Annotated in this window: 26 protein-coding genes; 11 read left to right on the plus strand and 15 right to left on the minus strand. The window is 66.4% G+C overall.

The window, feature by feature from the left end; genetic code table 11:
* Positions 1-6 precede the first annotated feature (6 nt).
* Both QE395_RS16510 and folB read right to left on the minus strand, forming a co-directional pair.
* Positions 7-1,269, minus strand: a complete 1,263-nt coding sequence (locus QE395_RS16510; RefSeq protein WP_095364461.1) for a mechanosensitive ion channel domain-containing protein — start codon at positions 1,267-1,269, stop codon at positions 7-9.
* A gap of 133 nt (positions 1,270-1,402) precedes the next feature.
* A complete protein-coding gene (gene folB / locus QE395_RS16515; RefSeq protein ID WP_093532979.1) occupies positions 1,403-1,756 on the minus strand; it encodes a dihydroneopterin aldolase in 354 nt (117 codons plus the stop codon).
* Between the two features lie 405 nt (positions 1,757-2,161).
* Here folB and QE395_RS16520 point away from each other — a divergent pair, with 405 nt between their 5' ends.
* Positions 2,162-2,806, plus strand: coding sequence for a hypothetical protein (locus tag QE395_RS16520; RefSeq protein ID WP_249833637.1), 645 nt, complete (start codon positions 2,162-2,164; stop codon positions 2,804-2,806).
* A gap of 9 nt (positions 2,807-2,815) precedes the next feature.
* On the opposite strand, the gene tsaD is transcribed toward QE395_RS16520, so the two are convergent.
* Positions 2,816-3,841, minus strand: a complete 1,026-nt coding sequence (tsaD, locus tag QE395_RS16525; protein ID WP_095364462.1) for a tRNA (adenosine(37)-N6)-threonylcarbamoyltransferase complex transferase subunit TsaD — start codon at positions 3,839-3,841, stop codon at positions 2,816-2,818.
* Between the two features lie 167 nt (positions 3,842-4,008).
* On the opposite strand from tsaD, the gene rpsU reads away from it, so the two are divergent.
* From rpsU to QE395_RS16555, 6 genes are all read left to right on the plus strand, one after another.
* Positions 4,009-4,224, plus strand: a complete 216-nt coding sequence (gene rpsU, locus QE395_RS16530) for a 30S ribosomal protein S21 (protein ID WP_002808376.1) — start codon at positions 4,009-4,011, stop codon at positions 4,222-4,224.
* A 115-nt stretch (positions 4,225-4,339) separates the two neighbouring features.
* Positions 4,340-4,786: a GatB/YqeY domain-containing protein gene (locus QE395_RS16535; protein WP_093532977.1), complete on the plus strand. Its 447-nt coding sequence runs from the start codon at positions 4,340-4,342 to the stop codon at positions 4,784-4,786.
* A gap of 179 nt (positions 4,787-4,965) precedes the next feature.
* A complete protein-coding gene (locus QE395_RS16540; RefSeq protein ID WP_083214047.1) occupies positions 4,966-5,916 on the plus strand; it encodes a YihY/virulence factor BrkB family protein in 951 nt (316 codons plus the stop codon).
* Positions 5,917-5,980: 64 nt separating this feature from the next.
* Positions 5,981-7,705, plus strand: coding sequence for a DNA primase (gene dnaG / locus QE395_RS16545; RefSeq protein ID WP_095364463.1), 1,725 nt, complete (start codon positions 5,981-5,983; stop codon positions 7,703-7,705).
* 24 nt (positions 7,706-7,729) lie between these two features.
* Positions 7,730-8,317, plus strand: a complete 588-nt coding sequence (locus tag QE395_RS16550) for a protein tyrosine phosphatase family protein (protein WP_095364481.1) — start codon at positions 7,730-7,732, stop codon at positions 8,315-8,317.
* 52 nt (positions 8,318-8,369) lie between these two features.
* Complete coding sequence (locus QE395_RS16555; RefSeq protein WP_095364464.1) at positions 8,370-9,362, plus strand: bile acid:sodium symporter family protein; 993 nt, start codon at positions 8,370-8,372, stop codon at positions 9,360-9,362.
* A gap of 227 nt (positions 9,363-9,589) precedes the next feature.
* Here the strand turns inward: QE395_RS16555 and QE395_RS16560 are convergent, their stop codons facing one another.
* The 5 genes from QE395_RS16560 to QE395_RS16580 form a co-directional block, all read right to left on the minus strand.
* A complete protein-coding gene (locus QE395_RS16560; protein ID WP_306989967.1) occupies positions 9,590-10,414 on the minus strand; it encodes a calcium-binding protein in 825 nt (274 codons plus the stop codon).
* Between the two features lie 72 nt (positions 10,415-10,486).
* Entirely contained in the window at positions 10,487-11,374 is an 888-nt protein-coding gene (gene cyoE, locus QE395_RS16565) for a heme o synthase (RefSeq protein WP_068848761.1), read from the minus strand.
* On the minus strand, positions 11,371-12,567 hold the full coding sequence (locus tag QE395_RS16570) for a COX15/CtaA family protein (RefSeq protein ID WP_068848759.1): 1,197 nt from the start codon (positions 12,565-12,567) through the stop codon (positions 11,371-11,373). Before QE395_RS16570 ends, cyoE begins: the two co-directional genes overlap by 4 nt.
* A 10-nt stretch (positions 12,568-12,577) precedes the next feature.
* Positions 12,578-13,153 (minus strand): hypothetical protein, encoded by a 576-nt coding sequence (locus tag QE395_RS16575; protein ID WP_184124378.1) that lies wholly within the window; start codon positions 13,151-13,153, stop codon positions 12,578-12,580.
* A gap of 13 nt (positions 13,154-13,166) precedes the next feature.
* The gene (locus tag QE395_RS16580; RefSeq protein ID WP_306989968.1) at positions 13,167-13,898 is read right to left on the minus strand and encodes an SURF1 family protein; all 732 of its coding nucleotides are present in this window, start codon (positions 13,896-13,898) and stop codon (positions 13,167-13,169) included.
* A 57-nt stretch (positions 13,899-13,955) separates the two neighbouring features.
* Here QE395_RS16580 and QE395_RS16585 point away from each other — a divergent pair, with 57 nt between their 5' ends.
* Positions 13,956-14,174 carry a twin transmembrane helix small protein gene (locus tag QE395_RS16585; protein WP_068848753.1) on the plus strand — a complete coding sequence of 73 codons (219 nt, stop codon included), beginning with the start codon at positions 13,956-13,958 and terminating at the stop codon, positions 14,172-14,174.
* A gap of 12 nt (positions 14,175-14,186) precedes the next feature.
* On the opposite strand, the gene QE395_RS16590 is transcribed toward QE395_RS16585, so the two are convergent.
* Genes QE395_RS16590 through coxB form a run of 5 tightly spaced genes read right to left on the minus strand, consistent with a single transcriptional unit; the run spans position 14,187 to position 18,412 of the window.
* A complete protein-coding gene (locus tag QE395_RS16590) occupies positions 14,187-15,065 on the minus strand; it encodes a cytochrome c oxidase subunit 3 (protein WP_068848751.1) in 879 nt (292 codons plus the stop codon).
* A gap of 20 nt (positions 15,066-15,085) precedes the next feature.
* On the minus strand, positions 15,086-15,667 hold the full coding sequence (locus tag QE395_RS16595) for a cytochrome c oxidase assembly protein (RefSeq protein WP_068848749.1): 582 nt from the start codon (positions 15,665-15,667) through the stop codon (positions 15,086-15,088).
* Positions 15,664-15,792 carry a hypothetical protein gene (locus QE395_RS16600; protein WP_256947664.1) on the minus strand — a complete coding sequence of 43 codons (129 nt, stop codon included), beginning with the start codon at positions 15,790-15,792 and terminating at the stop codon, positions 15,664-15,666. The genes QE395_RS16595 and QE395_RS16600 overlap by 4 nt, the downstream gene beginning before the upstream one ends.
* Before the next feature lie 8 nt (positions 15,793-15,800).
* Positions 15,801-17,411: a cytochrome c oxidase subunit I gene (gene ctaD, locus QE395_RS16605; protein WP_068848748.1), complete on the minus strand. Its 1,611-nt coding sequence runs from the start codon at positions 17,409-17,411 to the stop codon at positions 15,801-15,803.
* A 59-nt stretch (positions 17,412-17,470) separates the two neighbouring features.
* Positions 17,471-18,412: a cytochrome c oxidase subunit II gene (gene coxB / locus QE395_RS16610; protein ID WP_217538214.1), complete on the minus strand. Its 942-nt coding sequence runs from the start codon at positions 18,410-18,412 to the stop codon at positions 17,471-17,473.
* Positions 18,413-18,854: 442 nt separating this feature from the next.
* Here coxB and putA point away from each other — a divergent pair, with 442 nt between their 5' ends.
* Positions 18,855-22,079, plus strand: a complete 3,225-nt coding sequence (gene putA / locus QE395_RS16615; RefSeq protein ID WP_306989969.1) for a bifunctional proline dehydrogenase/L-glutamate gamma-semialdehyde dehydrogenase PutA — start codon at positions 18,855-18,857, stop codon at positions 22,077-22,079.
* A gap of 69 nt (positions 22,080-22,148) precedes the next feature.
* Here the strand turns inward: putA and QE395_RS16620 are convergent, their stop codons facing one another.
* Positions 22,149-22,796 carry a hypothetical protein gene (locus tag QE395_RS16620; protein WP_306989970.1) on the minus strand — a complete coding sequence of 216 codons (648 nt, stop codon included), beginning with the start codon at positions 22,794-22,796 and terminating at the stop codon, positions 22,149-22,151.
* Between the two features lie 104 nt (positions 22,797-22,900).
* Here QE395_RS16620 and QE395_RS16625 point away from each other — a divergent pair, with 104 nt between their 5' ends.
* Complete coding sequence (locus QE395_RS16625) at positions 22,901-23,632, plus strand: ThuA domain-containing protein (protein ID WP_306989971.1); 732 nt, start codon at positions 22,901-22,903, stop codon at positions 23,630-23,632.
* 218 nt (positions 23,633-23,850) lie between these two features.
* Here the strand turns inward: QE395_RS16625 and QE395_RS16630 are convergent, their stop codons facing one another.
* Positions 23,851-25,194 (minus strand): outer membrane protein transport protein, encoded by a 1,344-nt coding sequence (locus QE395_RS16630; protein ID WP_306989972.1) that lies wholly within the window; start codon positions 25,192-25,194, stop codon positions 23,851-23,853.
* A gap of 230 nt (positions 25,195-25,424) precedes the next feature.
* Here QE395_RS16630 and QE395_RS16635 point away from each other — a divergent pair, with 230 nt between their 5' ends.
* Positions 25,425-26,117, plus strand: coding sequence for a rhomboid family intramembrane serine protease (locus QE395_RS16635; RefSeq protein ID WP_068848738.1), 693 nt, complete (start codon positions 25,425-25,427; stop codon positions 26,115-26,117).
* The last annotated feature ends 169 nt before the right edge of the window (positions 26,118-26,286 follow it).

Genomic DNA, 26,286 nt, shown 5'->3' on the forward strand with positions numbered 1-26,286 from the left:
AGGAGCTTACTCTGCGGCGGCCCGCTGCTGCTGTGCGGTCATCAACATGGCATCGCTGGAGGCCTGGAACACGCGCAGCCCGAACGCCGGCAGGATCGCCAGCAGGTGGTCAAACACGTCTGATTGAATGCCTTCGTAGCCCGCCCAGGCGGTGGTGCGGGTGAAACAGTACACCTCCAACGGCAGGCCTTCGGTGGTGGGCTGCAGCTGCCGTACCAGCAACGTCATATCCGTATGGATGCCGGGGTGCCGGCGCAGGTAGCGCTCCACGTAGGCACGGAAGGTGCCCAGGTTGGTGACCCGGCGCGCGTTCACCGCCGCCACGCCCTGGGCCTGCAGCTGGGTGTTCCACTGGGTGAGCTCGGCCTGCTTCTCACGCAGGTAGTCGCCCAGCACCGCGAACTGCTCCAGCCGCTGCAATGCCGCCGCGTCGAGGAAGCCCACGCTGTGCTGGTCCAGATACAGCGCGCGCTTGATCCGGCGGCCGCCGGCTTCCTGCATGCCGCGCCAGTTCTTGAACGACTCGGTGACCAGCTTCTTGGTCGGGATGGTGGTGATGGTCTTGTCGAAGTTCTGCACGGTGATGGTGTGCAGGGCGATATCGATCACATCGCCATCGGCGTTCTGGCTGGGCATTTCGATCCAGTCGCCCAGCCGCACGCGGCCATCGCCGCTGATCTGCACGCTGGCCACCAGCGACAGGATGGTGTCCTGGAAGACCAGCATCAGCACGGCGGTGGCGGCGCCCAGGCCGGCCACCATCGGGCCCAGCTTCAGGCCCAGCAGTTCAGCAACAATGACCAGACCTGCGGCCGCGAAGACCACGATCTTCACGACCTGCAGGTAGCCCTTGATGGGCTTGTTGCGGGCATCGGGGCGGCGCTCGTAGAGCTCGTTGGCCGCATCCAGCGCGTGCGAGACCGCCAGCGCGACGGTCAGGACCGCCCAGGCCGAGCAGGCGCCGATGATGAATTCCACCAGCTGTGGCGGCAGATCCGGGACGATCCGGATGCCGGCGGCGATGACCATGCTGGGCACCACGTTGGCCAGCCGCGAGATCACCCGCAGGTTGCTGCCGCCTTCCGTGCCGGGCAGGCGCCGCACCAGCCGGCGCAGGCCGCGCAGCAGGATGCGCTTGGTGACGAAGTTGGCCAGCCAGGCGGCCAGCGCCAATGCGCACAGCACGATGGTGGTATAGGCCCAAGGCCAGGGTTCAAGGGTGTCCTGCAGGTTTTCCAGGAGTTGTACTGCGATTACGGCGTCTACCATCGTTTACGGGTTCTCTTGGTATTGCGAGGGCCGACTGACAGTCGGCGCTACCGGGGCGCGGCCCCTGCGACAGCTGCGCGACCGGGGCGCGGCCCGTGCGACAGCTGCGCGGTCAGTGCCGGGCAGCGGTGCCTCAGGCGGCGCTGCGCTCGATGATAACGCCCACGGCCTTGGCGCCACGCACCGCGCCGGGCTTGCTGAGCTTCAGGCGCAGCCACTGCACGTTGAACTCGCGCAGCACGATCTCGGCGATGCGCTCGGCCAGGGTTTCAACCAGCCCGAAGTCGGATTCGCGCACGAACTGCTCGATGCGCTTGCTCACGGCCTTGTAGTTCAGGGTGTCGGCGATGTCATCGCTGGCCGCCGGCCTGCGGTTGTCAAAGCCCATTTCCAGATCGAAGCGCAGGGTCTGGCGGATGCGCCGTTCCCAGTCGTAGATCCCGATCAGGGCATCGATCTCAAGCCCTTCGATGAATACCTTGTCCATAGGAGTGCCACGTAGAAGATGGCGACCATGGTAACGGGACGGCCCCGAACGTGCCTCGAACCGGTGCCTGGCGGCGCCCCGTGTGAAATGCGGGCCGAAAAAGACAAAGGGCCCCGCGCGGGGCCCTTTGCTTTACCTCTTGTCCCCGGGTGGAGATGGGATACCCATCCGCGAGTCCCGGTGGCGCGTGAGGCAGAAATTACGTGGGCGGCGCTACGCCGTCAACCAGTGTTGACTGGAATTGGGACGAGTTTCGCTCTTGCGGTCGATTCAATAGAGACAGTCAATCAGGCTCCGCAGATCGATTGAGACAACCTCGCAACAGCCTCCTGATCCCTGATGTTCACAGCGCCGCCTGCCACTCCATCCTCCACCCATCGGACATGAGGGGCCAGCAGTGTGCATATGGAAGACGCAGTAAGACGTGCTTTGTCGGAAGAACGGCTGCGCACATTCGATTGTGCAGTCACCTGCAGCACACAGTGCACACCACTCGAACTTTACCTCTGGAATGCACGCATCTCCGCCGCGTTTCTGGTGCCGCTGCACATTGGCGAGGTGGTGACCCGCAACGCCGTATCCGATGCGCTTACCCGAATCCATGGGCCGCGGTGGCCATGGGTTCAAGGCTTTGAAGACAGCCTTCCCAGCCCTGCAGGCGGATACGATCCACGAAGGGAGTTACGTCGCGCCGCAGCCCGCAGCAGCGCGACGGCGACCGTCATCCCGACGCTCAGCTTCGTGTTCTGGCAGAAAATATTCACGCATCGCTTCGACGCCCGCCTCTGGTCCCGCTGCATGGGCCAGGTATTTCCGGGCGCCGATCGCGGGATGCCATTGCACGGGATCCGGGCGGGGATGCACCGTGATCTCGAGCAGATCCGGCGTCTGCGTAATCGCATCGCGCACCATGAACCCATCTTCGGGAGGGCATTGGCCGACGACTATGCGGCCATCGAGCGAGTAGTGAAGCTGCGCTGCCCGCGCACAGCGGCATGGATGGCCGGACACGATAGGGTGAGGCCACTGCTGCGGAATCGACCGGTCTGACGCCGACTGCTACACCGCCGGCAGCGTCGCCATGTCCCAGCGCGGGGTGACCTGCACCTGCGGCGGGTTGTGCTGGCCGGCCTCCAGGCGCAGCGCGCCGGCGAAGGCGATCATGGCGCCGTTGTCGGTGCACAGCGAAGGGCGCGGGAAGCACGCCCGGCCGCCACGGCGTTCGGCCATCTGCTGCAGCTTGGCCCGCAGGCGCTTGTTGGCGCCCACGCCACCGGCCACCACGATCACGTCGGTACCGGCCGCATCCAGCGCGCGCTCGCATTTGATGGCCAGCGTTTCAACCACGGCATCTTCAAAGCCGCGCGCGATGTCGGCGCGGGTCTGCTCGCTCTGGTCGCTGTCGCGCCAGGCCAGCAGCACTTGGGTCTTCAGGCCGGAGAAGCTGAAATCCAGCCCGGGCCGGTCGGTCATCGGGCGGGTGAACTTGAACCTGCCCGGGGTGCCCTGTTCGGCCAGGGCCGCCAGCTGCGGGCCGCCCGGATACGGCAGGCCCATCAGCTTGGCGGTCTTGTCGAAGGCTTCGCCGGCGGCATCGTCCAGGGTCTCGCCAAGCAGGCGGTACTGGCCGATCCGGTCCACCGCCACCAGCTGGGTATGCCCGCCGGACACCAGCAAGGCCACGAACGGCGGCTCCGGCGGGTCTTCTTCCATCAGCGGGGCCAGCAGGTGGCCTTCCATATGGTGGACACCCACCGCAGGCACGTCGAGCGCCCAGGCCAGCGAACGGGCCACGCCCGCGCCCACCAGCAGGGCGCCGACCAGCCCCGGGCCCGCCGTATAGGCCACCCCGTCGATGTCGCCCACGCCCAGCCCGGCCTCGGCCAGGGTCTGGCGGATCAGGGGGAGCAGCTTGCGCACATGGTCACGGCTGGCCAGTTCAGGCACCACCCCGCCGTATTCGGCGTGAAGGGCGATCTGGCTGTACACGGCATGGGCGCGCAGGGCGTCCGGGCCGGCCACGGCGGTGTCATACACCGCTACGCCGGTCTCATCGCAGGAAGATTCGATACCAAGGACTCGCATAACGGGTATTATGGACCTCTTGAGGCCTTGGCAGACGTACCGCCGACGTGCCCTTCACTACCCCAGGCCAGGATCTTTGCCGGGGTGGGTTGCAACTTCTTTTCTCGCCGCTATAATGTGCGGCTCTCACCGGGCGTGACCCGGTTCTACTGTGTCCCGGAGATTCCATGCCCAGCGTTAAAGTCCGCGAGAACGAGCCCTTCGAGTTTGCGCTCCGTCGCTTCAAGCGCACCTGCGAAAAGGCCGGCGTGCTGGCCGAAACCCGCAAGCGCGAGTTCTACGAAAAGCCGACCCAGGAGCGCAAGCGTAAGGCTGCCGCTGCTGTGAAGCGTCAGCTGCGCCGCTCGTCGCGCGACGTCACCAAGCGTCAGCGCCTGTACTGATCGGACGCAACTTCGATGCGGCAGGCTTGTCCTGTCGCGGCGGAGCCGAAGCCGGAACGCGCAAGCGTTACCGGCTTTTTGCGTTTCCACCCTTTTCATCGATACGAGGTGTTCCATGAGCCTGAAGCTGCAGCTCACCGAAGACATGAAGGCCGCCATGAAGGCGGGCGACAAGCACAAGCTGTCCGTGATCCGCCTGATCAAGGCGGAAATCCAGCGCCGTGAAGTGGATGAGCGCGTCGAGCTGGACGACACCGCTGTGATCGCCGTGCTCGACAAGATGGTCAAGCAGCGCAAGGACTCGATCAGCCAGTACGAAGCAGCCCAGCGTGAAGACCTGGCGCAGATCGAGCGCGACGAACTGGTGGTGATCGACACCTACCTGCCGGCCAAGATGGGCGAAGCCGAGATCGTGGCTGCGATCCAGGCCGCCGTTGCCGAAACGGGCGCCGCCAGCGCCGCCGACATGGGCAAGCTGATGGGCGCGCTGAAGCCGAAGCTGGCCGGCCAGGCCGACATGGGCTTGGTCTCCAAGCTGGTGAAGGCGCACTTCGCCGGTTGAGTGAGCGGGGGGACACGACCAACGGTATGCCCACGCTGCGCGCGGGCACCCTTCGGGCCGTCGTAAACGACGTTAGGTGCGGCTTTCGCCGCACCTTGCGTGTCCTACCGGTAGGCGCCCACCGTTGATGGGCCCGCGTTTCACCCGGTCTTCGAACCGGGCCTGCTAGAAATCCAGGCATGTCTTCGCTGCCGCCCTCTCCCGCGCCCGAGCCCGCGCACGACCCTTCCCGCGTTCCGCCCCGCCTGCGCAAGTACGTGGACCGGCTTGAACGCAGCTTTCCGGTTGCCGTGGGCAAACGCTTCGTCGATGTGGACGTGCTGACCCAGGCCGCGTCGGTGTCCTTCTATGCCCTGCTGTCGATGGCGCCGTTGCTGGTGCTGCTGCTGTGGCTTACCGCTTCGCTGTACCCGCCCGCACAGCAGGCGCTGATCGGCCAGATCAACGATGTGGCCGGCAGCAGCGCGGCCACCGTGGCCGATACCGTGCTCAAGAACGCCGACAACCAGCCCTCGATGGGCTCGCTGGCCGGGATGTGGAGCACGTTGTTGCTGTTCATCGGCGCCACGGCGGTGTTTGCCCAGTTGCAGAACGCACTCAACCTGATCTTCAATACCAGCGGCGAACGCCTGGACGGCATCGTGGCGTGGCTGCGCAAGCGCGTGTTTTCCTTCGGCGTGGTGCTGGCGCTGGGCTTCCTGCTGATCCTGTCGATGACCGCCACCACCATGCTGCAGGTGGCGTTCGCGCAGCTGCCCTCGGTGCTGCCGGCGGTGGGTTACCTGACCAGCCTGCTGCTGTACACGGTGGGCTTCGCGTTCCTCTACCACTACCTGCCCGACCGCCGCGTGGCCTGGCGGCAGGCGTTCATCGGCGGGGTGATCACCTCGGCGCTGTTCGCGCTGGGCCGCTATGCCATCGGGCTGTACATCGCCACGGTGGCGCCGGGCAGCGCCTACGGCTCGATGGGCGCGCTGGTGATCTCGCTGGTGTGGATCTACTACGCCACGGTGGTGTTCTTCGTGGGCGCGCTGATGACGGCGGTGATCGACGAGCGCCTGCGTGCCCGCGTGCACCTGGCCGAGGCCGGCATCGTGCCGCCGAAACCGGGCGAAGGCACCGCCAGCTAGTAGACTAGCGGGGTCCCCCGCTTCCGTGCGTGGCCGTTGCCGGCCGTGCCCCCTGCTGCTGCCCATGGCCCGTATCCCCGACGCATTCATCGACGACCTGCTGGCCCGCTCCGACATCGTCGAAGTGGTGGGCAGCCGTGTGCCGCTGAAGCGCCAGGGCAAGGAATATTCGGCGCGCTGCCCGTTCCATGACGAGCGCTCGGCCTCGTTCACGGTCTCGCCCACCAAGCAGTTCTACCACTGCTTCGGCTGCGGCGCGCACGGCACCGCGATCAGCTTCCTGATGAACTACGACCGCCTGGAGTTCCTCGACGCGGTCGATGAGCTGGCCAAGCGCGTGGGCATGGAAGTACCGCGCGATACGCAGCCGCGCACCGCCCAGCAGCAGGACGACAGCCGCGAGCTGTACGCCGCGTTGGATGCGGCCACGCGCTTCTTCCAGAAGTCGCTGGAGGGCAGCGACACCGCCCGTGCCTACCTGGACCAGCGCGGCGTGGACGAGGAAAACCGCACGCGCTTTGCAATCGGCTACGCGCCCGATGGCTACAGCGCGCTGAAGGATGCATTGGGCAAGGACGAGCGGCGCATGAAGCTGCTTGACCGCGCCGGGCTGTTTTCCAAGAACGACCGCGGCCATGTCTACGACAAGTTCCGCGACCGGGTGATGTTCCCGATCTTCGACCGGCGCGGGCGCGTGATCGCCTATGGCGGCCGGGTGCTCGAGAAGGACGACGGCCCCAAGTACCTCAACTCGCCCGAGACCGCGCTGTTCCACAAGGGGCGCGAACTGTACGGCCTGTGGCAGGTGCGCCAGGCCAACCAGAAGATCGAACGGCTGATCGTGGTCGAAGGCTACATGGACGTGGTGTCGCTGTTCCAGTTCGGGGTCACCCAGGCGGTGGCCACGCTGGGCACGGCGACCACGCCGGACCATGCCGAGCTGCTGTTCCGCAACGCGCCGGATGTGTTCTTCTGCTTCGACGGCGACGCCGCCGGCCGCCGCGCCGGCTGGCGCGCGCTGGAATCGGTGCTGCCGCGCATGAAGGATGGCCGCCAGGCGTTCTTCCTGTTCCTGCCCGATGGCGAAGACCCCGACACCATCGTGCGCAAGGAAGGCAAGGACGGCTTCGACGAGCGCCTGAAGCAGGCCACGCCGTTGTCGCAGTTCTTCTTCGATGAGCTCACCCGCGAAGTGAACATGGCCACGCTGGATGGCAAGGCACGCCTGGCCGAACGCGCGCGGCCGATGCTGGCGCAGATTCCCGATGGCGCCTTCGGCGACCTGATGAAGCAGCAGCTGGCCACGTTGACCGGGCTGGGCGCCAAACCGGCCGCCGCGCCGGCATCGCGCCCGCCGGCACGCGCCGTGGCACCCGCGCAGCGGCGCAGCCTGGTACGCGCGGCCATTGCCATCCTGCTGCAGCAGCCGTCGCTGGCGATGACGCTGGAAGGCCACCACTTCGGTGGCCTGCGCCTGCCCGGGGTGGAGCTTCTGATCGAGCTGCTCACGCTGGTGGAACAGCGCCCGGACATCAGCACCGGCGCACTGCTGGAGCACTTCGAAGGCCGCGAAGAGCAGGAATCGCTGCACAAGCTGGCCGCGCAGACCCTGCCCGGCGATGAGGCGATGTGGAACCAGGAACTGCACGATGCGGTGGCGCAGCTGGAAAAACAGCTGTTGCTGCAACGTCTTGAGGAGCTTCAGGCAAAGCAGCGGCAGCAGGGTCTGGACGATACTGACAAGTACGAACTGCGCGAGCTGTTGAAGGCGCGCGCCACGCTGCGTTGACCGATGAGGGAGGAAGGTGAAGTGATGCGACGTTGGAACCGCCCCGCCTTCTCCAGTGCCTTCCTGCTGTGTCTGGTTACCCTGGCTCCGGTGAGCAGCGAGGCAGGGCCTCGCTCTACGCAGGAAGGGCCGGATGACAAACTGGTAGAGCGAGGCCCTGCCTCGCTGGCCGAAGCCGACCTCGCCCGAACCTTCAGGAATCCCGCCAAAGACCTCTACACCGGCGGGCAACCGACGGCAGAACAACTGCAGCAGGCCGCCACGGCAGGCATCACCACCGTGATCGACCTGCGCCAACCCACCGAAGACCGCGGCTTCGACGAAACCGCCACGGCCGCATCGCTCGGCCTGCACTACGTACGCATCCCGGTCGCAGGTGCTGCCGGCCTGACCCCCGCCAAGGTGCAGGCCCTGCAGGCCGCACTGGCCAATGCCAATGGCCCGGTACTGCTGCACTGTGCCTCCGGCAACCGCGTCGGCGCGCTCCTGGCCCTGATGAAAGCGCAACAGGGCGCATCCACCGAACAGGCCCTGCAGTTCGGCCGCGAGGCCGGCATGACCTCGCTGGAGGCCCAAACCCGCACCCTGCTCGAGCAGGACCCCACGCGTTGATCCTGCTGCCGCTTCACCCCCTTTCCCCCTGCTCTACAGGAGCCTGCCCACCATGACCCGCTGGTGGTCGCGCCTGCGACCGGACAACTTCACTCTCGCCCTGCTCGGCACCGTGCTGCTGGCGTCGTTCCTGCCGATGCACGGTCCTGCGGCCATGGTGCTGGACGATGTCACCGACGTGGCCATCGCTGCGCTGTTCTTCCTGCACGGGGCGCGCCTGCCGCGCGAATCGATCATGGCCGGGCTGCTGCACTGGCGCCTGCACCTGACCATCCTGGCCTGCACGTTCGTGCTGTTCCCGCTGTTCGGGCTGGCGTTCAAGCCGCTGGATGGCTGGCTGCTCACCCCCGAGCTGTACATCGGCGTGCTGTTCCTGTGCGCGTTGCCGTCCACGGTGCAGTCATCGATCGCGTTCACCTCGCTGGCGCGCGGCAACGTGCCCGCAGCGGTGGTCAGCGCTTCGCTGTCCAGCATCCTCGGCGTGTTCCTCACCCCGCTGCTGCTGGCCCTGTTGGCCGGTACCGCAGGCGGCATGCACAATCCCGGCCAGGCCATCCTGAGCATCATGCTGCAGCTGCTGCTGCCGTTCGTGGCCGGCCACCTGCTGCGCCCGTGGATCGCCCGCTGGGTGGAACGGCAGCGCGCGCTGCTGCGCTACACCGACCAGGGCACCATCCTGCTGGTGGTGTATTCGGCCTTCGGTGAAGCGGTGAACGAAGGGCTGTGGAGCAAGACCCCGCTGCTGTCGCTGCTCACCGTGGCAGTGGCGGCGGCGGTGCTGCTGGGTATCGCCATGCCGACGATTGCCTTCCTGTCACGGCGACTGGGCTTCAACCGCGAAGACCGCATTACCATCCTGTTCTGCGGCTCGAAGAAGAGCCTGGCCACCGGCGTGCCGATGGCCAAGATCCTGTTCGCCGGGGGCAGCCTGGGCGCGATCGTGCTGCCGATCATGATCTACCACCAGATCCAGCTGATCGTCTGCGCGATGATCGCGCAGCGCTACGCACGCGACCCGGTGGTGAACCCCGCGCCATTGGACTGACGGCGCAGCACGCGGTACGCGGCGATGTTGGTAGGGTCGCTTCCCAAACGACCGCCGATAACGGTGATCAGCCGATGGTGGGCATGACAATCATCGGAACTGCGCTTTGCGACGTGGCGTCGGCCAGGGTCATGCCGCCATCGCGCTGATCATTGCTACCGGCGGTCGTTTGGGAAGCGACCCTACCAAAGCCGTTCCCAGCCCGCCGGGTTCCGCGCCGCCTAGCGTCAGCGGTCGGTCAATGTGCCTACGCTCAGCTCTGGCAGGTACACCCATACGTCATACGAGCGATCCGGGTCCGTTTCGGCAACCGGATCGCGTGCCGGCCGCTCGAGCAGCGGCATCGCGCGGCAGGGGCTCATGCAATGCCAGGTGTGGCCACGCAGTGCCTCCACGCGCACGCTGTACAGCGGCAGGTCCAGAAGGAACGCCGCCATGGTGCGATGCTGCATTTCCGGGGGCGCATCTTCGAACGGGTGGCGCATCGCATGCACGTTGCCTGTCAGTACCAGCATCCGCGCCGCGCTGGGCAGCGCGTTGAACTGCTGCCGCACATGGGTGGCCATCTCCGCGTCGCGATCCACGTCGCTGTCGTACGCGCTGATCTCAATATCGTAGCCCGCTACAGCGATATCTCGACCCTGCGCCCGCAGCACGCGCAGGGCTTCGATCAGCGCCAGCATGTCGCGGCTGCGCCGTCCGTCGTGCTGGCCATCTTTCACCCGCCAGAACGGCGAGGTACGCAGTGCTTCGCGCGCATCCGCATCGCCGTTGGAACGCAGGTACCGTGCCAGTGCCGCGTTCTCGCTCATCGGCAGCTCCAACCCCAGCCGCACGGACGCGTTGTCGCGGCTGTAGCGTTCCATCAGGTCGGCCACCAGCAGCGGCGTTTCGGCGGTTCCGTGGTATTCGCCGAGCACCACCAGCCGGTGGTCACCCGCCAAGGTCACGATCTGTGTTGCGGTGTCACCGACACCGCCTGCCGGCACGGAGGCGGCTGTGCCGCACACCATCGAAGCCACCATCACAGCCATCCAGAGCCATCGCTTCATGCCGTCACGTCCTGTTGGGGTCATGAAAGCAATGGCGACGCGATGTCCGGTTTCAAGGCTGGCGCAGGAACCTCACAGGAACGGCAGCATCCAGTGGTCCACCATCAGGAACGCGAACAGCGCCATGAGGTAGACGATGGAGTAGCCGAACATCTTCATCGAGAACAGCTCGTCCGGCGGGTTGAGCATGCGCCAGGCGTACCAGAGGAACACGGCGTTGAGCACCACCGCGCCGCCCAGGTAGAACAGCCCGCTCATGCCCACCACCGTGGGCAGGATGCTGACGATGGCCAGCACGATGGAATACGCCATGATCGACTTGCGGGTGTACGCCACGCCATGGGTGACCGGCAGCATCGGGATCTTGGCCTTGGCGTAATCTTCGCGGCGGAAGATTGCCAGCGCCCAGAAATGCGGCGGGGTCCAGATGAAGATGATCAGCACCAGCAACGATGCATACGCCCAGTCCCACGGGCCCTGCATGCCGGTGATGGCCGCCCAGCCCAGCAGCGGCGGCGTGGCACCGGCGAGACCGCCGATGACGATGTTCTGCGAGGTGGCGCGCTTGAGGTACACGGTGTAGATCACCGCGTAGCCGATCAGCGAGGCGAAGGTCAGCACGGCGGTGATGACGTTCACCCACAGCACCAGGATGGTCATCGACAGCACGATCAGCGCGCCGGCAAATACCAGCACCTGCCACGGCTTGACCTTGCCCACTACCAGCGGCCGCCACGAGGTGCGCGCCATCTGCGCGTCGATCTGCGCGTCCAGCAGCTGGTTGATGGCCGCTGCGGCCGAGGCCGCCAGCCAGATGCCGAGGAAGCCCAGCGCGCCGCGCACGGCCTGCTCGGCCGTCGGCAACGCGGGGATGGCCAGGAACATGCCCACCAGCGCGGTGAACACGATCAACGCCACGACCTTCGGCTTGGTCAGATCCCAATACTGCCTGACGCTCATGGTGTCGCCCCAGCGGCTTCATCCACCACGTCGGAAGGCGCGCGCAGGCGCGCCATCAGCGTGACCAGCACGAACAGCAGGGCGACCGCGCCGCCGCTGTGCGCCACTGCCACTTCGAGCGGCACCGCCAGCTTCACGTTGAGAATGCCCAGGGTGATCTGCGCCACCACCAGCAGCCCCAACGCACTGGCCCAGCCACGCATGCTCGGCAGCCGGTACAGGCGCACCGCCAGCCACAGCAGGTACACCGCCACCACGACCGCGAACATGCGGTGCGCCATCTGGATTGCGATGCGCGAAGCGCCATCGAGCACGCCCCCTTCGTAATCCACGCCGATGCCACGCCACAGCGTGAAGCCTTCCTTGAAGTCGTGCTGCGGCCACCACTGGCTGACGCAGCGCGGGAAGTTATCCAGCGAGGCACTGCCGCCGCCGCAGGCCAGCGCGGCATAGTTGGCGCTCACCCAGCCACCCAATGCGATCTGCATGACCAGCACGGCCACGCCGATGCGCAGCAGCCACTTCAGCTTCGGCGCCTGCACCAGGGTGATCGGCATGTGCGTGGCGCGCCAGGCCATCCACACCAGCAGCCCGAACATCAGCATGCCGCCGAGCAGGTGGCCCATCACCACGATGGGCTTGAGCAGCAGGGTCACCGTCCACATGCCCAGCAGCGCCTGGAAGATCACCACCGCCAGCGTCAGCAAGGCCGCGCGTGAGAGGTCGATGTTGTTCCAGCGCAACGCGGCGATCAGCAGGATCACTTCGCCGGTGATGGCCAGGATGCTGGCCAGGACATGCATGCCCATCATGTACAGCGGTATGCCGGTGGCCACCAGCACGCACGCGGTAACCACGGCGGTGGTGCCCCAGCGTCGGCGGCGCGTGGCCAGCAGGGCCAGGGTGAGGATTTCGATGCCCAGCGCGCCGGCCAGGAAGCGGTGCACCTGCTCGCGCCACGCCTTGTGGGTTTCCAGCGGGCGGATCTTGGCCGCTTCATGGCCGATCACTTCCTGCGCATGCTGCGGCCAGGTCACGCGGCCATAGCAGGTCGGCCAGTCCGGGCAGCTCAGGCCGGCATCGGACAGGCGCACGAACGAACCAAACATGATCGTGCTGGCCGTCATGATCAGGGCGAACCACGCCAGACGGTGGAAATTGCGATGCAGCGCCGGGCGCGCGGTGGGGTTCATCAAACGGAACTCACTTCAGTTTCAACAGCGTGGCCATGTCCTTGCGCAGACCGGCCAATTCGAATCCCGGCGCATACCGCATGATCACGAACCCATTCGGGTCGATGACATACACAGGCGTGCCGGCGGCGTCATCCACGGCGGGCAACACGGCACGCAGGTTCGGCTGGGGGGCCAGCACGCGCAGGGCGGGAAAGCCCTGGACCTCGGCCGGCGGCGTACCCAGCCACAGGATCTCGACATTATCGGCCCTATGGCCGAACAGCTGCCACACCTTGTCCAATCCCTGCGACAAAGTGACGCACTCGGCCGCGCAGCCCGGGGCCGGCGCCACCAGGATGCGCCAGACATGGGCATCGGGGTTCCACGGGTACGGTTGGCCGTTGGCCAGGGTGGGCGGCAGCGCGCGCGCGTCCACCGCCGGGGTGAACACTTCGCCGGTGTTGCGATGGGCGGCCGGCTGCCAGCCCGCGAAGCGCAGCACGCCAGCCAGCGCCATGACCCCGAAGAACAGGCCGAACAGGGCTACCAGGGTCCAGCGGCCACGGTTGCGGGCCTTGAGCTGTTCCGGGGTGATGGCATTCATGCGTGGGATTTTCTCATGGAAGGAGGGGGCGTGCCGGGCGCCGACGGCGCCATTCCAGCACGAGGGCGACGATCAGCACGGTCAGGGCCAGGCCGAACCACTGCACGGCGTAGCCGAGGTGGCGGCTGGGCGGCAGGGTGTTGGGCAGCAGCTCCAGGTCGCGGGCGTAGCCGCCGGGCAGCGCGGGATCCAGGCGCAGTACCGGGCCCTTCAGGCTGCCCGCGGGCAGTGCCAGCGTGGAGGCGACGTCATCGGGCGGCATGCGGTTGGCCAGCCACACACCCGGTTGCGGGGTCGCGGTGAATGCCGGGCCCAGCACGAGCCCGCTGGCCGGCGGCGGCGCCAGCAGGCCGGCCACGTGGGCGGGGCCGTCGCGCGGCACGATGGCCGGCAGGGTGCGATCGCCCGGCATCGGCAGCCAGCCCAGGTCCACCAGCACCACCGCGCCGCCATCGCTGCGGAACGGCTGGTACACCTTGATGCCGGCGCGGCCTTCGCGGGTCTGGTTGTCCAGCAGCACGGTGCCGGGCAGGAAGTGGCCGTGGTCCTCCACCCAGCGCAGCTGCACCGGTGCAGCCTGCGCCTGGGCCAGGCTGAGGGTCTGCGCGCGGGCCGGCAGCTGCTGGTCCAGCAGCGCCTGTTTTTCATGCATCCGCTGCAGCTGCCAGCGGCCCAGCTGGCAGAACGCGAGGATCACCAGCACGGCGACGACCCAGCCGATCAGGCGCGTGTGCTGGCGCATCATGACAACGCCGGCAAAACGCGGTCAGATAGGCATACCCGCCCTGCCCTCGAGCTGCGCATGAATGATTCGTTGAAGACCCTGCTGGTAATCGCGTTTCTGATCGTCATCGTCTGGAATCTGGGCGCGGGGCTGTATTACCTGCTGGTCGACCGTGGCCAGACCAAACGCACGGTCAATGCGCTCACCCGCCGCATCGCGGTGTCGGTGGCGCTGATCGTGCTGGTGGCCATCGGCATCTACAGCGGCTGGATCAAACCCCACGGCGTGGGCGGTTGATACCGCCCGACGCTACAGCACGTAGACGAACAGGAACAGCATCAGCCACACCACGTCGACGAAGTGCCAGTACCACGCGGCGGCTTCGAAACCGAAATGGTTGTCGCGGGTGAAGTGGCCCTTGGCCGAGCGCAGCCACATCACGATCAGCATGATCGTGCCCAGCAGCACGTGCGCGCCGTGGAAGCCGGTGAGCATGAAGAACGTGGAGCCGTAGATGCCCGAGCCCAGGGTGAGGTTGAGCTCCTTGTAGGCGTGGATGTATTCCTCGGCCTGCAGGGTGAGGAAGAACGCGCCCAGCAGCACGGTGATGCCCAGCCACACCAGCAGCTGGCGGCGGTGGCCGGCCTTGAGCGCATGGTGGGCGATGGTGAGGGTGACGCCTGAGGTAAGCAGGATCAGCGTGTTGATCAGCGGCAGGCCCCAGGCCGGGATGGTCTGGAAGTGGCCGCCGATGGCACCCGGGCCGTTGGTCGGCCAGGCGGCCGAATAGCCATCCCAGAGCAGTTCGTTGGTCATCACCCCGTCGCCCTCGCCGCCCAGCCACGGCAGGCCCAGGTTGCGGGTGTAGAACAGCGCGCCAAAGAAGGCACCGAAGAACATCACTTCGGAGAAGATGAACCACACCATGCCCATCCGGAACGAGCCGTCGACCTGGTGGTTGTAGTTGCCGGCCTGCGATTCGCGCACGACGTCGCTGAACCACCAGAACAGGGTCAGCACCAGCATGGCGATGCCGGCGTAGAAGGTCCACTTGCCCCAGCCGGCATCATTGAGCCAGCTGGCCACGCCTACCATGGTGACCATCATCGCGATGGAGCCGATGAAGGGCCACTTGCTGTGGGTGGGCACGAAGTACACGTTGGCGTCTGGGCTGTGCTGGGTGGCCATGATCGGTATCCGGGTACGTATCAGGGTGCCGAGCGCGCGGTGGCCGGCGGGGTCGCCGTGGCCAGCTGCGCCGACAGCGCGTCGTTCTTGTAGAACGTGTAGGACAGGGTGATGGTCTTGATGTTGGCTGGCAGGTCCGGGTCGACAATGAAACGCACCGGCATGTCGCGTTTCTCGCCGGCCACCAGGGTCTGCGCGGTGAAGCAGAAGCATTCGGTCTTGCTGAAGTAGCCCGAGGCCTTGGCCGGGGCCACCGACGGCACCGCGCTGCCCACCAGCGCGTGGTCGCTGTCATTGCGCGCGTAGTACAGCGCTTCGTTGAGCTCGCCGGGCACCACGTCCATGGTCAGCTGTTCGGGGTGGAAGGCCCACGGCAGCTTGGAGTTCACGCCGCCATCGAACTGGACGCGCACGGTGCGCTTGGCTGCGCCGGGCGCACCCACCGCCGCCGCACCGGGGCCACGCTCCAGCCGCACCCCGAATACCTTTTCGCAGGCGATGCGATACAGCGGCACCAGCGAAAAGGTGAGCACGAACACCGCCACCGCCACCGCGATCAGGCGCGGCAGCCCGGCATGCGGTGCGGGGCGGGTCTCGCTCATCGGCCCAGCACCCCGCTCAGGATGAAGCCGACATAGACCAGGATCGCGACCGCACCGACCCACAGCGCGGTGCGCCGTGCGCGTTGGCGGCGGGCAGCCAGATCCTGTTGATGGACATCATGCATGGCGGACCTCAATGGGTGATGTCGTCGTGGGCCAGATCGCCCGGGCGGATGGTCGGCGGTACGGTGAAGGTATGCGCCGGTGCCGGTGACGGAACCGTCCATTCCAGCCCGCGTGCACCTTCCCAGGCGCGGTCAGCGGCCTTTTCGCCGTTGCGCAGCGAGGCGATCAGGATCGCAGCCATCATGAACGGGGTCACGAACATGCCGAACGCGCCGATGGAGCTGATCAGGTTCCAGTCGGCAAACGCCACGCTGTAATCGGGAATGCGGCGCGGCATGCCGGCCAGGCCCAGGAAGTGCTGCGGGAAGAACAGCAGGTTCACGAAAATGATGGACCACCAGAAGTGCACCTTGGCCCAGAACTCGCTGTACATGCGCCCGGTCCACTTCGGCCACCAGTAGTACACCGCGCCGATCAGCGCGAACACCGCGCCGGTGACCAGCACGTAGTGGAAGTGCGCCACCACGAAGTAGGTGTCGTGGTACTGGAAGTCGGCCACCACGATGGCCAGCATCAGGCCGGAGAAGCCGCCGATGGTGAACAGGATCACGAAGGCGACCGCCCACAGCATGGGCGCTTCGAAGGTGAGCGAACCGCGCCACATGGTGCTCACCCAGTTGAACACCTTCACCCCGGTCGGGATGGAGATCAGCATGGTGGCGAACATGAAGTAGATTTCGCCGCCCAGCGGCATGCCCACGGTGAACATGTGGTGGGCCCAGACGATGAACGACAGGAAGGCGATCGCGGCGATCGCGTAGACCATGGCCTGGTAACCGAACAGCGGCTTGCGGCTGAAGGTGGGGATGATTTCACTGACCACGCCGAACGCCGGCAGGATCATGATGTACACCTCCGGGTGGCCGAAGAACCAGAAGATGTGCTGGAACATCACCGGGTCGCCGCCGCCGGCCGCGTTGAAGAAGCTGGTACCGAAGAACTTGTCGGTGAGCAGCATGGTCACCGCACCGGCCAGCACCGGCATCACCGCGATCAGCAGGAAGGCGGTGATCAGCCAGGACCAGCAGAAGATCGGCATCTTCAGCAGGTCGATGCCCGGCGCGCGCATGTTGAGCACGGTGGCAATGATGTTGATCGCGCCCATGATCGAACTGATGCCGGCCACGTGGATGGCGAACACGGTGAACGCCACGTTGTAGCCGCCCTGCAGCGACAGCGGCGGGTACAGGGTCCAGCCGCCGGCCGGCGCGCCGCCGGGCAGCAGGAAGGTGAGCAGCAACAGGCTGAAGGCCACCGGCAGCAGCCAGAACGACCAGTTGTTCATGCGCGGCAGCGCCATGTCCGGCGCGCCCACCTGCAGCGGGATCATCCAGTTGGCCAGGCCGACGAAGGCGGGCATGACGCCGCCGAAGATCATCACCAGCGCATGCACGGTGGTGAGCTGGTTGAAGGTTTCCGGCTTCACGAACTGCAGGCCAGGCTGCATCAGCTCGGCGCGGATGATCACGCTCATCGCCGCGCCGATGATGAACATGATGAAGCTGAAAAGCAGGTAGAGCGTGCCGATGTCCTTGTGGTTGGTCGAGAAGAACCAACGTTCGAAGAACGACTGCTGATGCCCGTGATGCCCGTCGTGATCAACTGCGGAATGCGCCATCGCCACACCACCTCGTTGGTTCGGTATCAGCGCGCGCCATGCGGCGCGCGCGGTTCGTATCAGGCGTTTTCAGGCGCCGGTGCAGCTGCGGGTGCAGCCTCGGGTGCGGGCGCCGCCGGGTCTGCGGGCGCAGGGGCGGCTTCCGGTGCGGCCGGTGCCGGCGCCGGATCGGGCGCCTTGGGCCGCTTTCCGGCCAGCCACTTCTGGAAATCTTCCTTGGACACCGCTTCCACCACGATGGGCATGAAGCCATGGTCCTTGCCGCACAGTTCGGCACACTGGCCGCGGTACACGCCGACCTTCTCGATATTGGTCCAGGCTTCGTTGACGAAACCGGGAATGGCGTCCTGCTTCCAGCCCAGCGCGGGCACCCACCACGCGTGGATCACGTCATCGGAAGTGATGACGAAACGCACCTTGGTGTCGACCGGCAGCACCAGGCGGTTGTCCACGTCGAGCAGGTAATGCGGGTGGCTTTCGCGGTCGGGTACCTTGCCGCTCTGCCGGACCCGGTCGGATTCGCGGTCCAGGCGGCTGGTGAAGGTGACGTCTTCACCCAGGTATTCGTACTTCCACATCCACTGGTAGCCAGTGACCTTGACGGTCATTTCAGCATCGCGGGTGTCGTAGAACTTGATCAGGTTGGCCGTGGCCGGCCACGCCATCACCACCAGGATGATCACTGGAATGACCGTCCAGACGATCTCGGCCCTGGTGTTGTGGCTGAAGGTGGCGGCGACCGCCCCCTTGGATTTGCGGAACTTGAAGATGGCATAGAACATCGCGCCGAATACCAGCACGCCGATGACCGTACACACCCACAGGGAGAACATGTTGGATTCCCAGGCCAGCCGCGAGCTCTGGGTGACCCCCTTGCCCATGTTCAGCTGCCACGGAACCGGGTCGGCCGATTGGGCCCACGCCAGTGCCGGCGCCATCAGCGCTGCCCCACACCCCACTGCCTTTGCGAACTGCGTGCCCCACTTTCTGCGTTGCTTCATTGCCTAGACCCTTAGCGTCGTCGGTTGCAGCCATCGCTGGCCACTAGCAAGCCTTCTGGTTCTCTTCCCGCCGACGATCAGCCCCCACCCCATGGGGGTATGCACTGAACACCGGCGATCGACCGGGTGCGGATTCATCTCCGCAAACACCGTTCATTCGAGCGCCCGTGGGGGACGCGTGTTCCTGCCGCAGGAAACGTCTCGATGGTAGCCCTGATCTCGCGCGACCGGCAAGGGTCCATTCACAGTTTTGACAATGGTGCAATACAGCATAAGCATCGGCAGCTGTTTTGACGAAATCGGCACAGTTTTTAACGACACCGCTGGATCCGCCGAATCCCCCTGTATGAAAGGCTATGACCGTAATCGTCGGCGCATCTCCGATTGCTTTCACGGATGAAAAAGCGATTAAAATGGTCAAGTTTTCCACGAGCCAACCGGCATGACCGCACCTTCCGCGCTTCCCCCTGCCCCGGCCCCGTCCGGCGCCTCCCGCCCGCCGCTGCTGTCCCCCGAGCTGCCGGTTGTTCCCAATGCGTTCCGCCAGGCGATCACCGATGCCTGGATGAAGGACGAGGCCAGCCACGTGCGCGAGCTGCTGGCGCAGGCGCGGCTGCCCGCCGACGAGCAGGCGAAGGTGCAGGCCACCGCCGCCGACCTGGTCAAGCGCGTACGCGTGCGTGCCAAGGACCAGGGCGCGATCGAAGCCTTCATGCGCCAGTACGACCTGGGCAGCGAGGAAGGCGTGCTGCTGATGTGCGTGGCCGAAGCGCTGCTGCGCATTCCGGACCAGGACACCGCCGACAAGCTGATCCGCGACAAGCTCGGCGAAGCGGACTGGAAGAAGCACCTGGGCGGCAGCGATTCGGTGCTGGTCAACGCCTCCACCTGGGGCCTGATGCTCACCGGCCACATCGTCCAGATCAACGACTCCACCCGCGCCGACGTGCCGGGCGCATTCGCGCGCCTGATGGGCCGCGTGGGTGAGCCGGTGATCCGCCTGGCCGTGCGCCAGGCGATGAAGATCATGGGCCACCAGTTCGTCATGGGCCGCACCATCGACGAAGCGCTGTCGCGCTCGCACAAGGGCGACAACGCCAGCTACCGCTATTCGTTCGACATGCTTGGCGAAGGCGCGCTGACCATGAAGGACGCCAAGCGTTACCTGGAAGACTACCGCCGCGCGATCCACTCCATCGGTGGCGACCACAAGGCCCGTGGCGGCCGCCCGGATGGCGACGTCAATTCGGCCCCGGGCATTTCCATCAAGCTGTCGGCGCTGTACCCGCGCTACGAGCACGCCAAGCGCGCGCGCGTGATGGCCGACCTGGTCCCGGGCGTGCTGGAACTGGCACGACTGGCCAAGTCGTACGGCATCGGCTGCACGGTGGATGCCGAGGAAACCGACCGCCTGGAACTGTCGCTGGACATCATCGAAGCGGTGGTGAGCGATGCCTCGCTGGCCGGGTGGGAAGGCTTCGGCGTGGTGGTGCAGGCGTATCAGAAGCGCACCCCGTACACGATCGATTACCTGGCCGACCTGGCCCGCCGCATCGGCCGTCGCCTGCAGGTGCGCCTGGTCAAGGGCGCGTACTGGGACGCGGAGATCAAGCGCGCCCAGATCGACGGCCTGCCGGCCTACCCGGTGTTCACCCGCAAGCAGAACACCGACGTGTCCTACCTGGCCTGTGCCAAGCGTCTGTTCACCCATGCCGATGCGATCTACCCGATGTTCGCCACGCACAACGCGCACACCATCGCGGCGGTGCAGGCGATCGCACAGGGTGGCCAGTACGAACACCAGAAGCTGCACGGCATGGGTGATGACCTGTACGCCGAAGTGGTGCCGGCCAACCGCCTGAACGTGCCGTGCCGCGTGTACGCCCCGGTGGGTTCGCACGAAGACCTGCTGCCGTACCTGGTGCGCCGCCTGCTCGAGAACGGCGCCAACTCCAGCTTCGTCAACCGCATCACCGACGACGCGGTGGCCATCGACGACCTGATCCGCGATCCGGTCGAAGCCGTGGCCTCGTTCGATTCCATTCCGCACCCGAAAATCCCGCTGCCGGTTGACCTGCTGCGCAGCCAGAACCACGACAGGAAGAACTCCATGGGCGTCAATCTCGCCAACGACAACGATCTGCGCGCCCTGGCCGAGCAGCTCAACGCTGCGGTGAAGCCGTGGCAGGCCGCTCCGCTGGTCCCGGGTGCACAGCCCACCGGCGCGCTGTTGAACGTGGTCAACCCGGCCGATACGCGCCAGGTGGTGGGCCAGTGGCAGCCGGCCGACAGCGCCACCGTGGAAAAGGCCCTGGCCAACGCCGTGGCCGCCCAGCCGCAGTGGAACCGCACCCCGGCCGCCAGCCGCGCCGCGATCCTCGAGCACGCTGCCGACCAGCTGGAAGCCCGCCTGCCGGAATTCATGGCGCTGTGCGTCAAGGAAGCCGGCAAGAGCCTGCCCGACGGCATCGCCGAAGTGCGCGAAGCGGTGGACTTCCTGCGTTACTACGCCAAGCAGGCGCGCGAGCAGTTCGGCCATGCCGAGAAGCTGCCCAGCCCGACCGGTGAATCCAACGAACTGCAGCTGCATGGCCGCGGCGTGTTCGTGTGCATCAGCCCGTGGAACTTCCCGCTGGCGATCTTCCTGGGCCAGGTCAGCGCCGCGCTGGCCGCCGGCAACAGCGTGATCGCCAAGCCGGCCGAACAGACCAACCTGATCGGCTACTACGCGGTGAAGCTGCTGCTGGACGCCGGCGTGCCCGAAGGCGTGGTGCAGTTCCTGCCGGGCGACGGCGCCACCGTGGGTGCCGCGCTCACCGCCGACCCGCGCGTGGCCGGCGTGGCCTTCACCGGTTCGACCGATACCGCGCGTGCGATCAACCGTGCGATGGCTGCACGCGATGCCGCCATTGGCGTGCTGATCGCCGAAACCGGCGGCCAGAACGCCTTCATCGCCGACTCCTCCGCGCTGCCGGAACAGCTGGTCAAGGATGCGATCGGTTCGGCGTTCACCTCGGCCGGCCAGCGCTGCTCGGCCGCGCGCGTGCTGTTCGTGCAGGACGACATCGCCGACAAGGTGATGACCATGCTGGCCGGTGCGATGGCCGAGCTGAAGATCGGCGACCCGGGCCTGCTGTCGACCGACGTCGGCCCGGTGATCGATGCCGATGCGCTGCAGATCCTGCAGGAACATGCGGTGCGCATGGAGAAGGAAGCGCGCCTGATCGCCGCTGCCGAACTCAGCGAAGCGGCCGCGCACGGGACCTTCTTCGCGCCGCGTGCGTATGAGCTGAAGAACCTGGACCAGCTGCACAAGGAAATCTTCGGGCCGGTGCTGCACGTGATCCGCTGGAAGGGCGACCAGCTCGATGCGGTGATCGACCAGATCAACGCCACCGGCTACGGCCTCACCCTGGGCGTGCATTCGCGCATCGACGAAACCGTGGACCGCATTTCCTCGCGGGTGAACGTGGGCAACGTGTACGTCAACCGCAACCAGATCGGTGCGGTGGTGGGCGTGCAGCCGTTCGGCGGCCAGGGCCTGTCGGGCACCGGTCCGAAGGCTGGCGGCCCCCACTACCTGCTGCGTTTTGCGACCGAGAAGACCGTCACCGTGAACACCACCGCGGCCGGTGGCAATGCGTCGCTGCTGACGTTGGGCGATTGATCGACGTGGTGATGGTTTGAACGAAAAACCCCGCGAAAGCGGGGTTTTTTGTGGGTGATGCCGACGCCGTCACTCGGCGTGGATGGCCTCGATTTCATCGCGCATGAGCAGTTCTTCGCCCATGTAGCGCTCGAATTTGATGCGGCCGAACCCCGGTGCGTACCAGGCTTCCATGCGGTTGTCTTCAAAGGTCGCGCTGACGTGGCAGGTGTCCTTGAAGGTGCGCGGCTGGTCGTCGACCGTGGCCTCCACGTCTTCGAAGCCGACGAAGGTGTAGTCGTTGAAGCCGTCGTAATCCACCGGCTCCACCGTTTCTTCCACGTGGTGGGTGCGTTCGCCGCTGCCGTTGACCACGAAGCGCTCGCCCGGCCTGGCGGTCTGCGGGAAGGTCGGCGCGGGCTTGAAGGTATCGGTCATCACCGGCCGGGAGGCGTCGCCGCCCCAGGCGGAGATGCCGTAGCGGTCCTGGCCCAGCAGCTGGCGGCCGCTGGCATCGTAGTAGGCGGCCGTACCGACGCCACCACCGGCGCTCTGCACGCGGATGGCCTGCTGGCCGGCGAACTCCGCCTTTTCGATGGTCAGGGTTTCATCGCCGGTGGAGTAGCGCAGGCCCGGGGTGAGGGTGAAGCAGGTGGCGAAATCGGCGGCGGCGACGGCCGGCGCGGCCAGCGCGGAGAGGGCGAAGGCCAGGGTGGAACGAAGCAGAACGGGCGACATGTGGTTTCCTTGTCATGGATCGTGAAGCGGTTCCTGCGCCGCAGGTGGCATCCGGCCGGCTGCACGCGGACCGGGATTGTACGGGGCTGTGGCATGATCCGGCCATGCGCCCAAATGTCCTGCCGTTGCTGTTGGCGATGTTCCTGTCCACCGTTCCCGCGGCCATGGCGGCGGCCAACGAGCGCGTGCTGGTGTTCACCAGTACCGCCAAGTTCCGCCACGACTCCATTCCCACTGCCGTGAGCACGCTGCGCCTGCTGGCCGAGCGCGAGCGGATGGCAGTGGACCAGAGCGAAAACGCGGCCGATTTCAACGACGCCAACCTGGCCCGCTATCGGGTGGTGGTGTTCGCCAACACCACCGGCGATGTGCTCGATGCCACCCAGCAGCAGGCGATGGAGACCTTCATCCGCGCGGGTGGCGGGTTCATGGGCGTGCATTCGGCCGCCGACACCGAGTACGACTGGCCCTGGTATGGGCAGCTGGTGGGCGCGTATTTCAAGAACCACCCCGAAGGCCTGCAGTTCAGCCGCGTGCAGCCTGAGCGCGAGGGCAAGCCGCAGGGCACCTCGTGGCCGGTACGCGACGAGCTGTACAACTTCCGCAGCAACCCGCGTGGGGCCGTGCAGGTGACCGCCACGGTGGACGAGCGCATGTACCAGGGCGGCACGATGGGTGCCGACCACCCCATTGCGTGGTGCCACCGGTTCGATGGCGGGCGCAGCTGGTACACCGGCCTGGGCCATGACACGGGCCTGTACCGCAACCGCGATTTCCTGACGCACCTGCGGCAGGGCCTGTTGTACGCCGCAGGGCGTTCGCCCGCGTGCGGGTAGAGCCGACTGTCAGTCGGCTGCCGTTCGCATGACGCCGTAGACCGCGCGTAGAGCAGCCGACTAACAGTCGGCTCTACCGGTGCGGTTTCGCATCCGCGTCCGCATCCCGTTTCGCATCCCGTTTCGCATCCCGTTTCGCATCCGGTTGCCGACCCACAACGCAGAAGGCCCCGCTTGCGCGGGGCCTTCCGTCTGTTACGCGGCGCGAACGCCGTGGATCAGAACTTGTAGTTGAACGATGCAGCCAGCACGTCGCCGCGGACCTTGTACTTGCCGGTCAGCGAGTTGCCCTGGTTGTTGGTGGTGGCGCCAATGTTCACGTTCGGGTCGCTGGTGAACAGGTGGGTATAACCGAAGTTGTATTCCATGTTCGCCGCCGGGGTCCAGCCCAGGCCGAAGGACAGCCACTTGCGGCTGGTGTCCGGCACGCGCACGTCGCGGTGGGCGTCGGTGGTCGGGGTCTGGTCGTACGCGACGCCGCCACGCAGGGTCAGGGTGTCGCTCAGCTTGTAGTCCGCACCCAGCGAGACGAAGGTGGTGTCGCGGTAGGAGAAGTCCAGGACCGAGTCCGGCTGGGCCGAACCGTAGTCGATGGTGACCGAGTCGAACGCGGTCGACCAGGCGGTACGGGTCACGTCACCCATCACGGTCCAACGGTCGTTGACATTGTGGGTGATGCTCATGGTGGCCGACGCCGGCAGGGTCACGGTGGCCTTGCCCGACGTGGTCACGAAGCGGCCCGGCTGGGCCACGGCCAGCACGGCAGCAGCGTTGGCCGGCACGTCGAAGGTGGCATCACCGCCGGTGATCTTGTGCTCGACCTTGGAGCGATAGCTGAAGCCGATGTGGGTGTTCTCATCCGGGCTGAACAGACCGCCGACGGTCCAGCCCACCGCATTGTTGTCACCTTCCATGGTCAGCTTGCCATCGGCGCTGCCCGGGGCGAAGCCCGGCACGCGGGACTGGGCCAGTGCGGTGCCGAAGTCGATGTTGTTGCTCAGTTCGATGGTCAGGTGCTCAACGAACACCGACGCGCCGAAGGAGACGTACGGGTTGACGTCGTACGAGGCGGCAAAGCCCAGGTCGATCGCCTTCAGGTCGGTCTTCAGGCCGCTGTAGCGACCCACCCAGCCGTTGTCGTAGTCGGTCTTGAAGCCGAACGGAGCGGTCAGCGACACGCCGAAGTGGGCCTGTTCGCCGATCGGCATGTGGAAGTACGCGGCCGGAACCGGGGCAATCATGCCGGCGTCGCCGCCGTCACCGCCGGTCTGCGGCTGGCCGGTCGGCTTGCGGCCGGTGCCTTCGTATTCGGCCTTGAAGCTGATGGCGCTCAGATCGCCCTGGATCTGCATGCCTTCCAGCTGGCGCATGCCGGCCGGGTTGACGGCGATGATCGAGGCGTCGCCCTGGGCGCTGCCCGAACCAGCGAAGGCGCGGCCGAGGCCCTTGGCGCTGTTTTCCTTCAGCTGGAAGGCGGCGGCGTTGACGTGGCCAACGGCCAGGACACCGGCGATGCCGACAGCGAGGGCGGTGACGCGAGCGAGGGTGGAAGCGGTATGCATCGTTTGTTCTCTCCGGAAATGCGTGTGGTTTGGCAACGCGCGCCTGCGCTGTCCCAGGCCCCGAAGGACTTGACACAACGCGCCGGATTCCCCTCCCGACATACGACGCCGTATGCGAGTATACCCAGACCAGTTAATGAAACAATAACGCGATCACCCTTTCCGGCTATTCAGGCTGAACGCGTCTTCGCTCCTTCAGGTGCGTCGCCGCGCTAGGCTAGCGCCCACGCATGTTCGTCTCGCTCCCCTCCCGCAAGAAGTCCGCCGTCCGCTGGGCGACGCCCCTGCTGTTCGCGACGCTGTGGGCCGCATTCCTGTGGTCGATCTCGCGGCCGGGCGATGCCCGGCGCAGCCTGTGGATGGACTGGGGTGCGCTGTCCACCGGGCTGACCCGGCCATTGGACTGGTGGGCGACCTTCGAGGACGGCAGCGTGCTGCGGCTGTTCACCGCGCTGTTCCTGCACGCGGACTGGTCGCACCTGCTGGGCAACCTGGTGTTCCTGCTGATCTTCGGGCTGCCCGCCGAGCGGGTGCTGGGGCCGTGGCGGCTGATCCTGCTGTTCCTGGTGGGCGGGGCCATCTCCAACCTCACCGCGATCTACACGATGGGCAGCCCGGACCAGATCATCATCGGCGCCAGTGGCGCGGTGTCGGCGCTGATCGGGGCGTACCTGGCCCTGTTCCCGGGCGCGCGGCTGGGGGTGGTGATCCCGCTGGGGCTGTTCCTGGAATTCGTGCGGGCGCCGGCCTACCTGCTGATCGGGGTGTGGGCGGGGCTGCAGGTGGTGTTCGCGTACATCGGCCCGACCTTCGGCATGGTGGCCTGGTGGGCACACATTGCCGGGTTCGTGTTCGGGCTGGTGTATGGGGTGTACGTGCGCGCGGCGATCGCGCGGCGGTTGCGGAAGCGGCACGGGTTTTAAGCGTGCGCCGCAGGCTGGTAGGGTCGCATCCCAATCGACCGCCGTGGTACCCGCCGCGTTCGATGTCGGCATGAACATCGGCGGATCCGGCTGTTACGCCGTTCAACGCAATGCGTTACCGGGCGTTGCACCGTTATCGGCAGTCGTTTGGGAACCGACTCTACCAGCG

Origin of the sequence: Stenotrophomonas sp. SORGH_AS_0282 (genome assembly GCF_030818125.1) — a bacterium.
GTDB lineage: Bacteria > Pseudomonadota > Gammaproteobacteria > Xanthomonadales > Xanthomonadaceae > Stenotrophomonas > Stenotrophomonas rhizophila_A.

Bases quoted from the DNA above. Each gene is read 5' to 3' on its own strand.
- putA (WP_306989969.1), top strand. From the start codon at position 18,855: ATGACCGCACCTTCCGCGCTTCCCCCTGCCCCGGCCCCGTCCGGCGCC.
- QE395_RS16590 (WP_068848751.1), bottom strand. From the start codon at position 15,065: ATGGCCACCCAGCACAGCCCAGACGCCAACGTGTACTTCGTGCCCACC.
- QE395_RS16630 (WP_306989972.1), bottom strand. From the start codon at position 25,194: ATGCATACCGCTTCCACCCTCGCTCGCGTCACCGCCCTCGCTGTCGGC.
- QE395_RS16620 (WP_306989970.1), bottom strand. From the start codon at position 22,796: ATGTCGCCCGTTCTGCTTCGTTCCACCCTGGCCTTCGCCCTCTCCGCG.
- coxB (WP_217538214.1), bottom strand. From the start codon at position 18,412: ATGAAGCAACGCAGAAAGTGGGGCACGCAGTTCGCAAAGGCAGTGGGG.
- QE395_RS16555 (WP_095364464.1), top strand. From the start codon at position 8,370: ATGACCCGCTGGTGGTCGCGCCTGCGACCGGACAACTTCACTCTCGCC.
- ctaD (WP_068848748.1), bottom strand. From the start codon at position 17,411: ATGGCGCATTCCGCAGTTGATCACGACGGGCATCACGGGCATCAGCAG.
- folB (WP_093532979.1), bottom strand. From the start codon at position 1,756: ATGGACAAGGTATTCATCGAAGGGCTTGAGATCGATGCCCTGATCGGG.
- QE395_RS16585 (WP_068848753.1), top strand. From the start codon at position 13,956: ATGAATGATTCGTTGAAGACCCTGCTGGTAATCGCGTTTCTGATCGTC.
- QE395_RS16600 (WP_256947664.1), bottom strand. From the start codon at position 15,792: ATGCATGATGTCCATCAACAGGATCTGGCTGCCCGCCGCCAACGCGCA.
- QE395_RS16580 (WP_306989968.1), bottom strand. From the start codon at position 13,898: ATGATGCGCCAGCACACGCGCCTGATCGGCTGGGTCGTCGCCGTGCTG.
- QE395_RS16540 (WP_083214047.1), top strand. From the start codon at position 4,966: ATGTCTTCGCTGCCGCCCTCTCCCGCGCCCGAGCCCGCGCACGACCCT.
- dnaG (WP_095364463.1), top strand. From the start codon at position 5,981: ATGGCCCGTATCCCCGACGCATTCATCGACGACCTGCTGGCCCGCTCC.
- tsaD (WP_095364462.1), bottom strand. From the start codon at position 3,841: ATGCGAGTCCTTGGTATCGAATCTTCCTGCGATGAGACCGGCGTAGCG.
- QE395_RS16535 (WP_093532977.1), top strand. From the start codon at position 4,340: ATGAGCCTGAAGCTGCAGCTCACCGAAGACATGAAGGCCGCCATGAAG.
- QE395_RS16520 (WP_249833637.1), top strand. From the start codon at position 2,162: ATGGAAGACGCAGTAAGACGTGCTTTGTCGGAAGAACGGCTGCGCACA.
- QE395_RS16560 (WP_306989967.1), bottom strand. From the start codon at position 10,414: ATGAAGCGATGGCTCTGGATGGCTGTGATGGTGGCTTCGATGGTGTGC.
- QE395_RS16510 (WP_095364461.1), bottom strand. From the start codon at position 1,269: ATGGTAGACGCCGTAATCGCAGTACAACTCCTGGAAAACCTGCAGGAC.
- QE395_RS16570 (WP_068848759.1), bottom strand. From the start codon at position 12,567: ATGAACCCCACCGCGCGCCCGGCGCTGCATCGCAATTTCCACCGTCTG.
- QE395_RS16625 (WP_306989971.1), top strand. From the start codon at position 22,901: ATGCGCCCAAATGTCCTGCCGTTGCTGTTGGCGATGTTCCTGTCCACC.
- QE395_RS16635 (WP_068848738.1), top strand. From the start codon at position 25,425: ATGTTCGTCTCGCTCCCCTCCCGCAAGAAGTCCGCCGTCCGCTGGGCG.
- QE395_RS16575 (WP_184124378.1), bottom strand. From the start codon at position 13,153: ATGAATGCCATCACCCCGGAACAGCTCAAGGCCCGCAACCGTGGCCGC.
- cyoE (WP_068848761.1), bottom strand. From the start codon at position 11,374: ATGAGCGTCAGGCAGTATTGGGATCTGACCAAGCCGAAGGTCGTGGCG.
- rpsU (WP_002808376.1), top strand. From the start codon at position 4,009: ATGCCCAGCGTTAAAGTCCGCGAGAACGAGCCCTTCGAGTTTGCGCTC.
- QE395_RS16550 (WP_095364481.1), top strand. From the start codon at position 7,730: ATGCGACGTTGGAACCGCCCCGCCTTCTCCAGTGCCTTCCTGCTGTGT.
- QE395_RS16595 (WP_068848749.1), bottom strand. From the start codon at position 15,667: ATGAGCGAGACCCGCCCCGCACCGCATGCCGGGCTGCCGCGCCTGATC.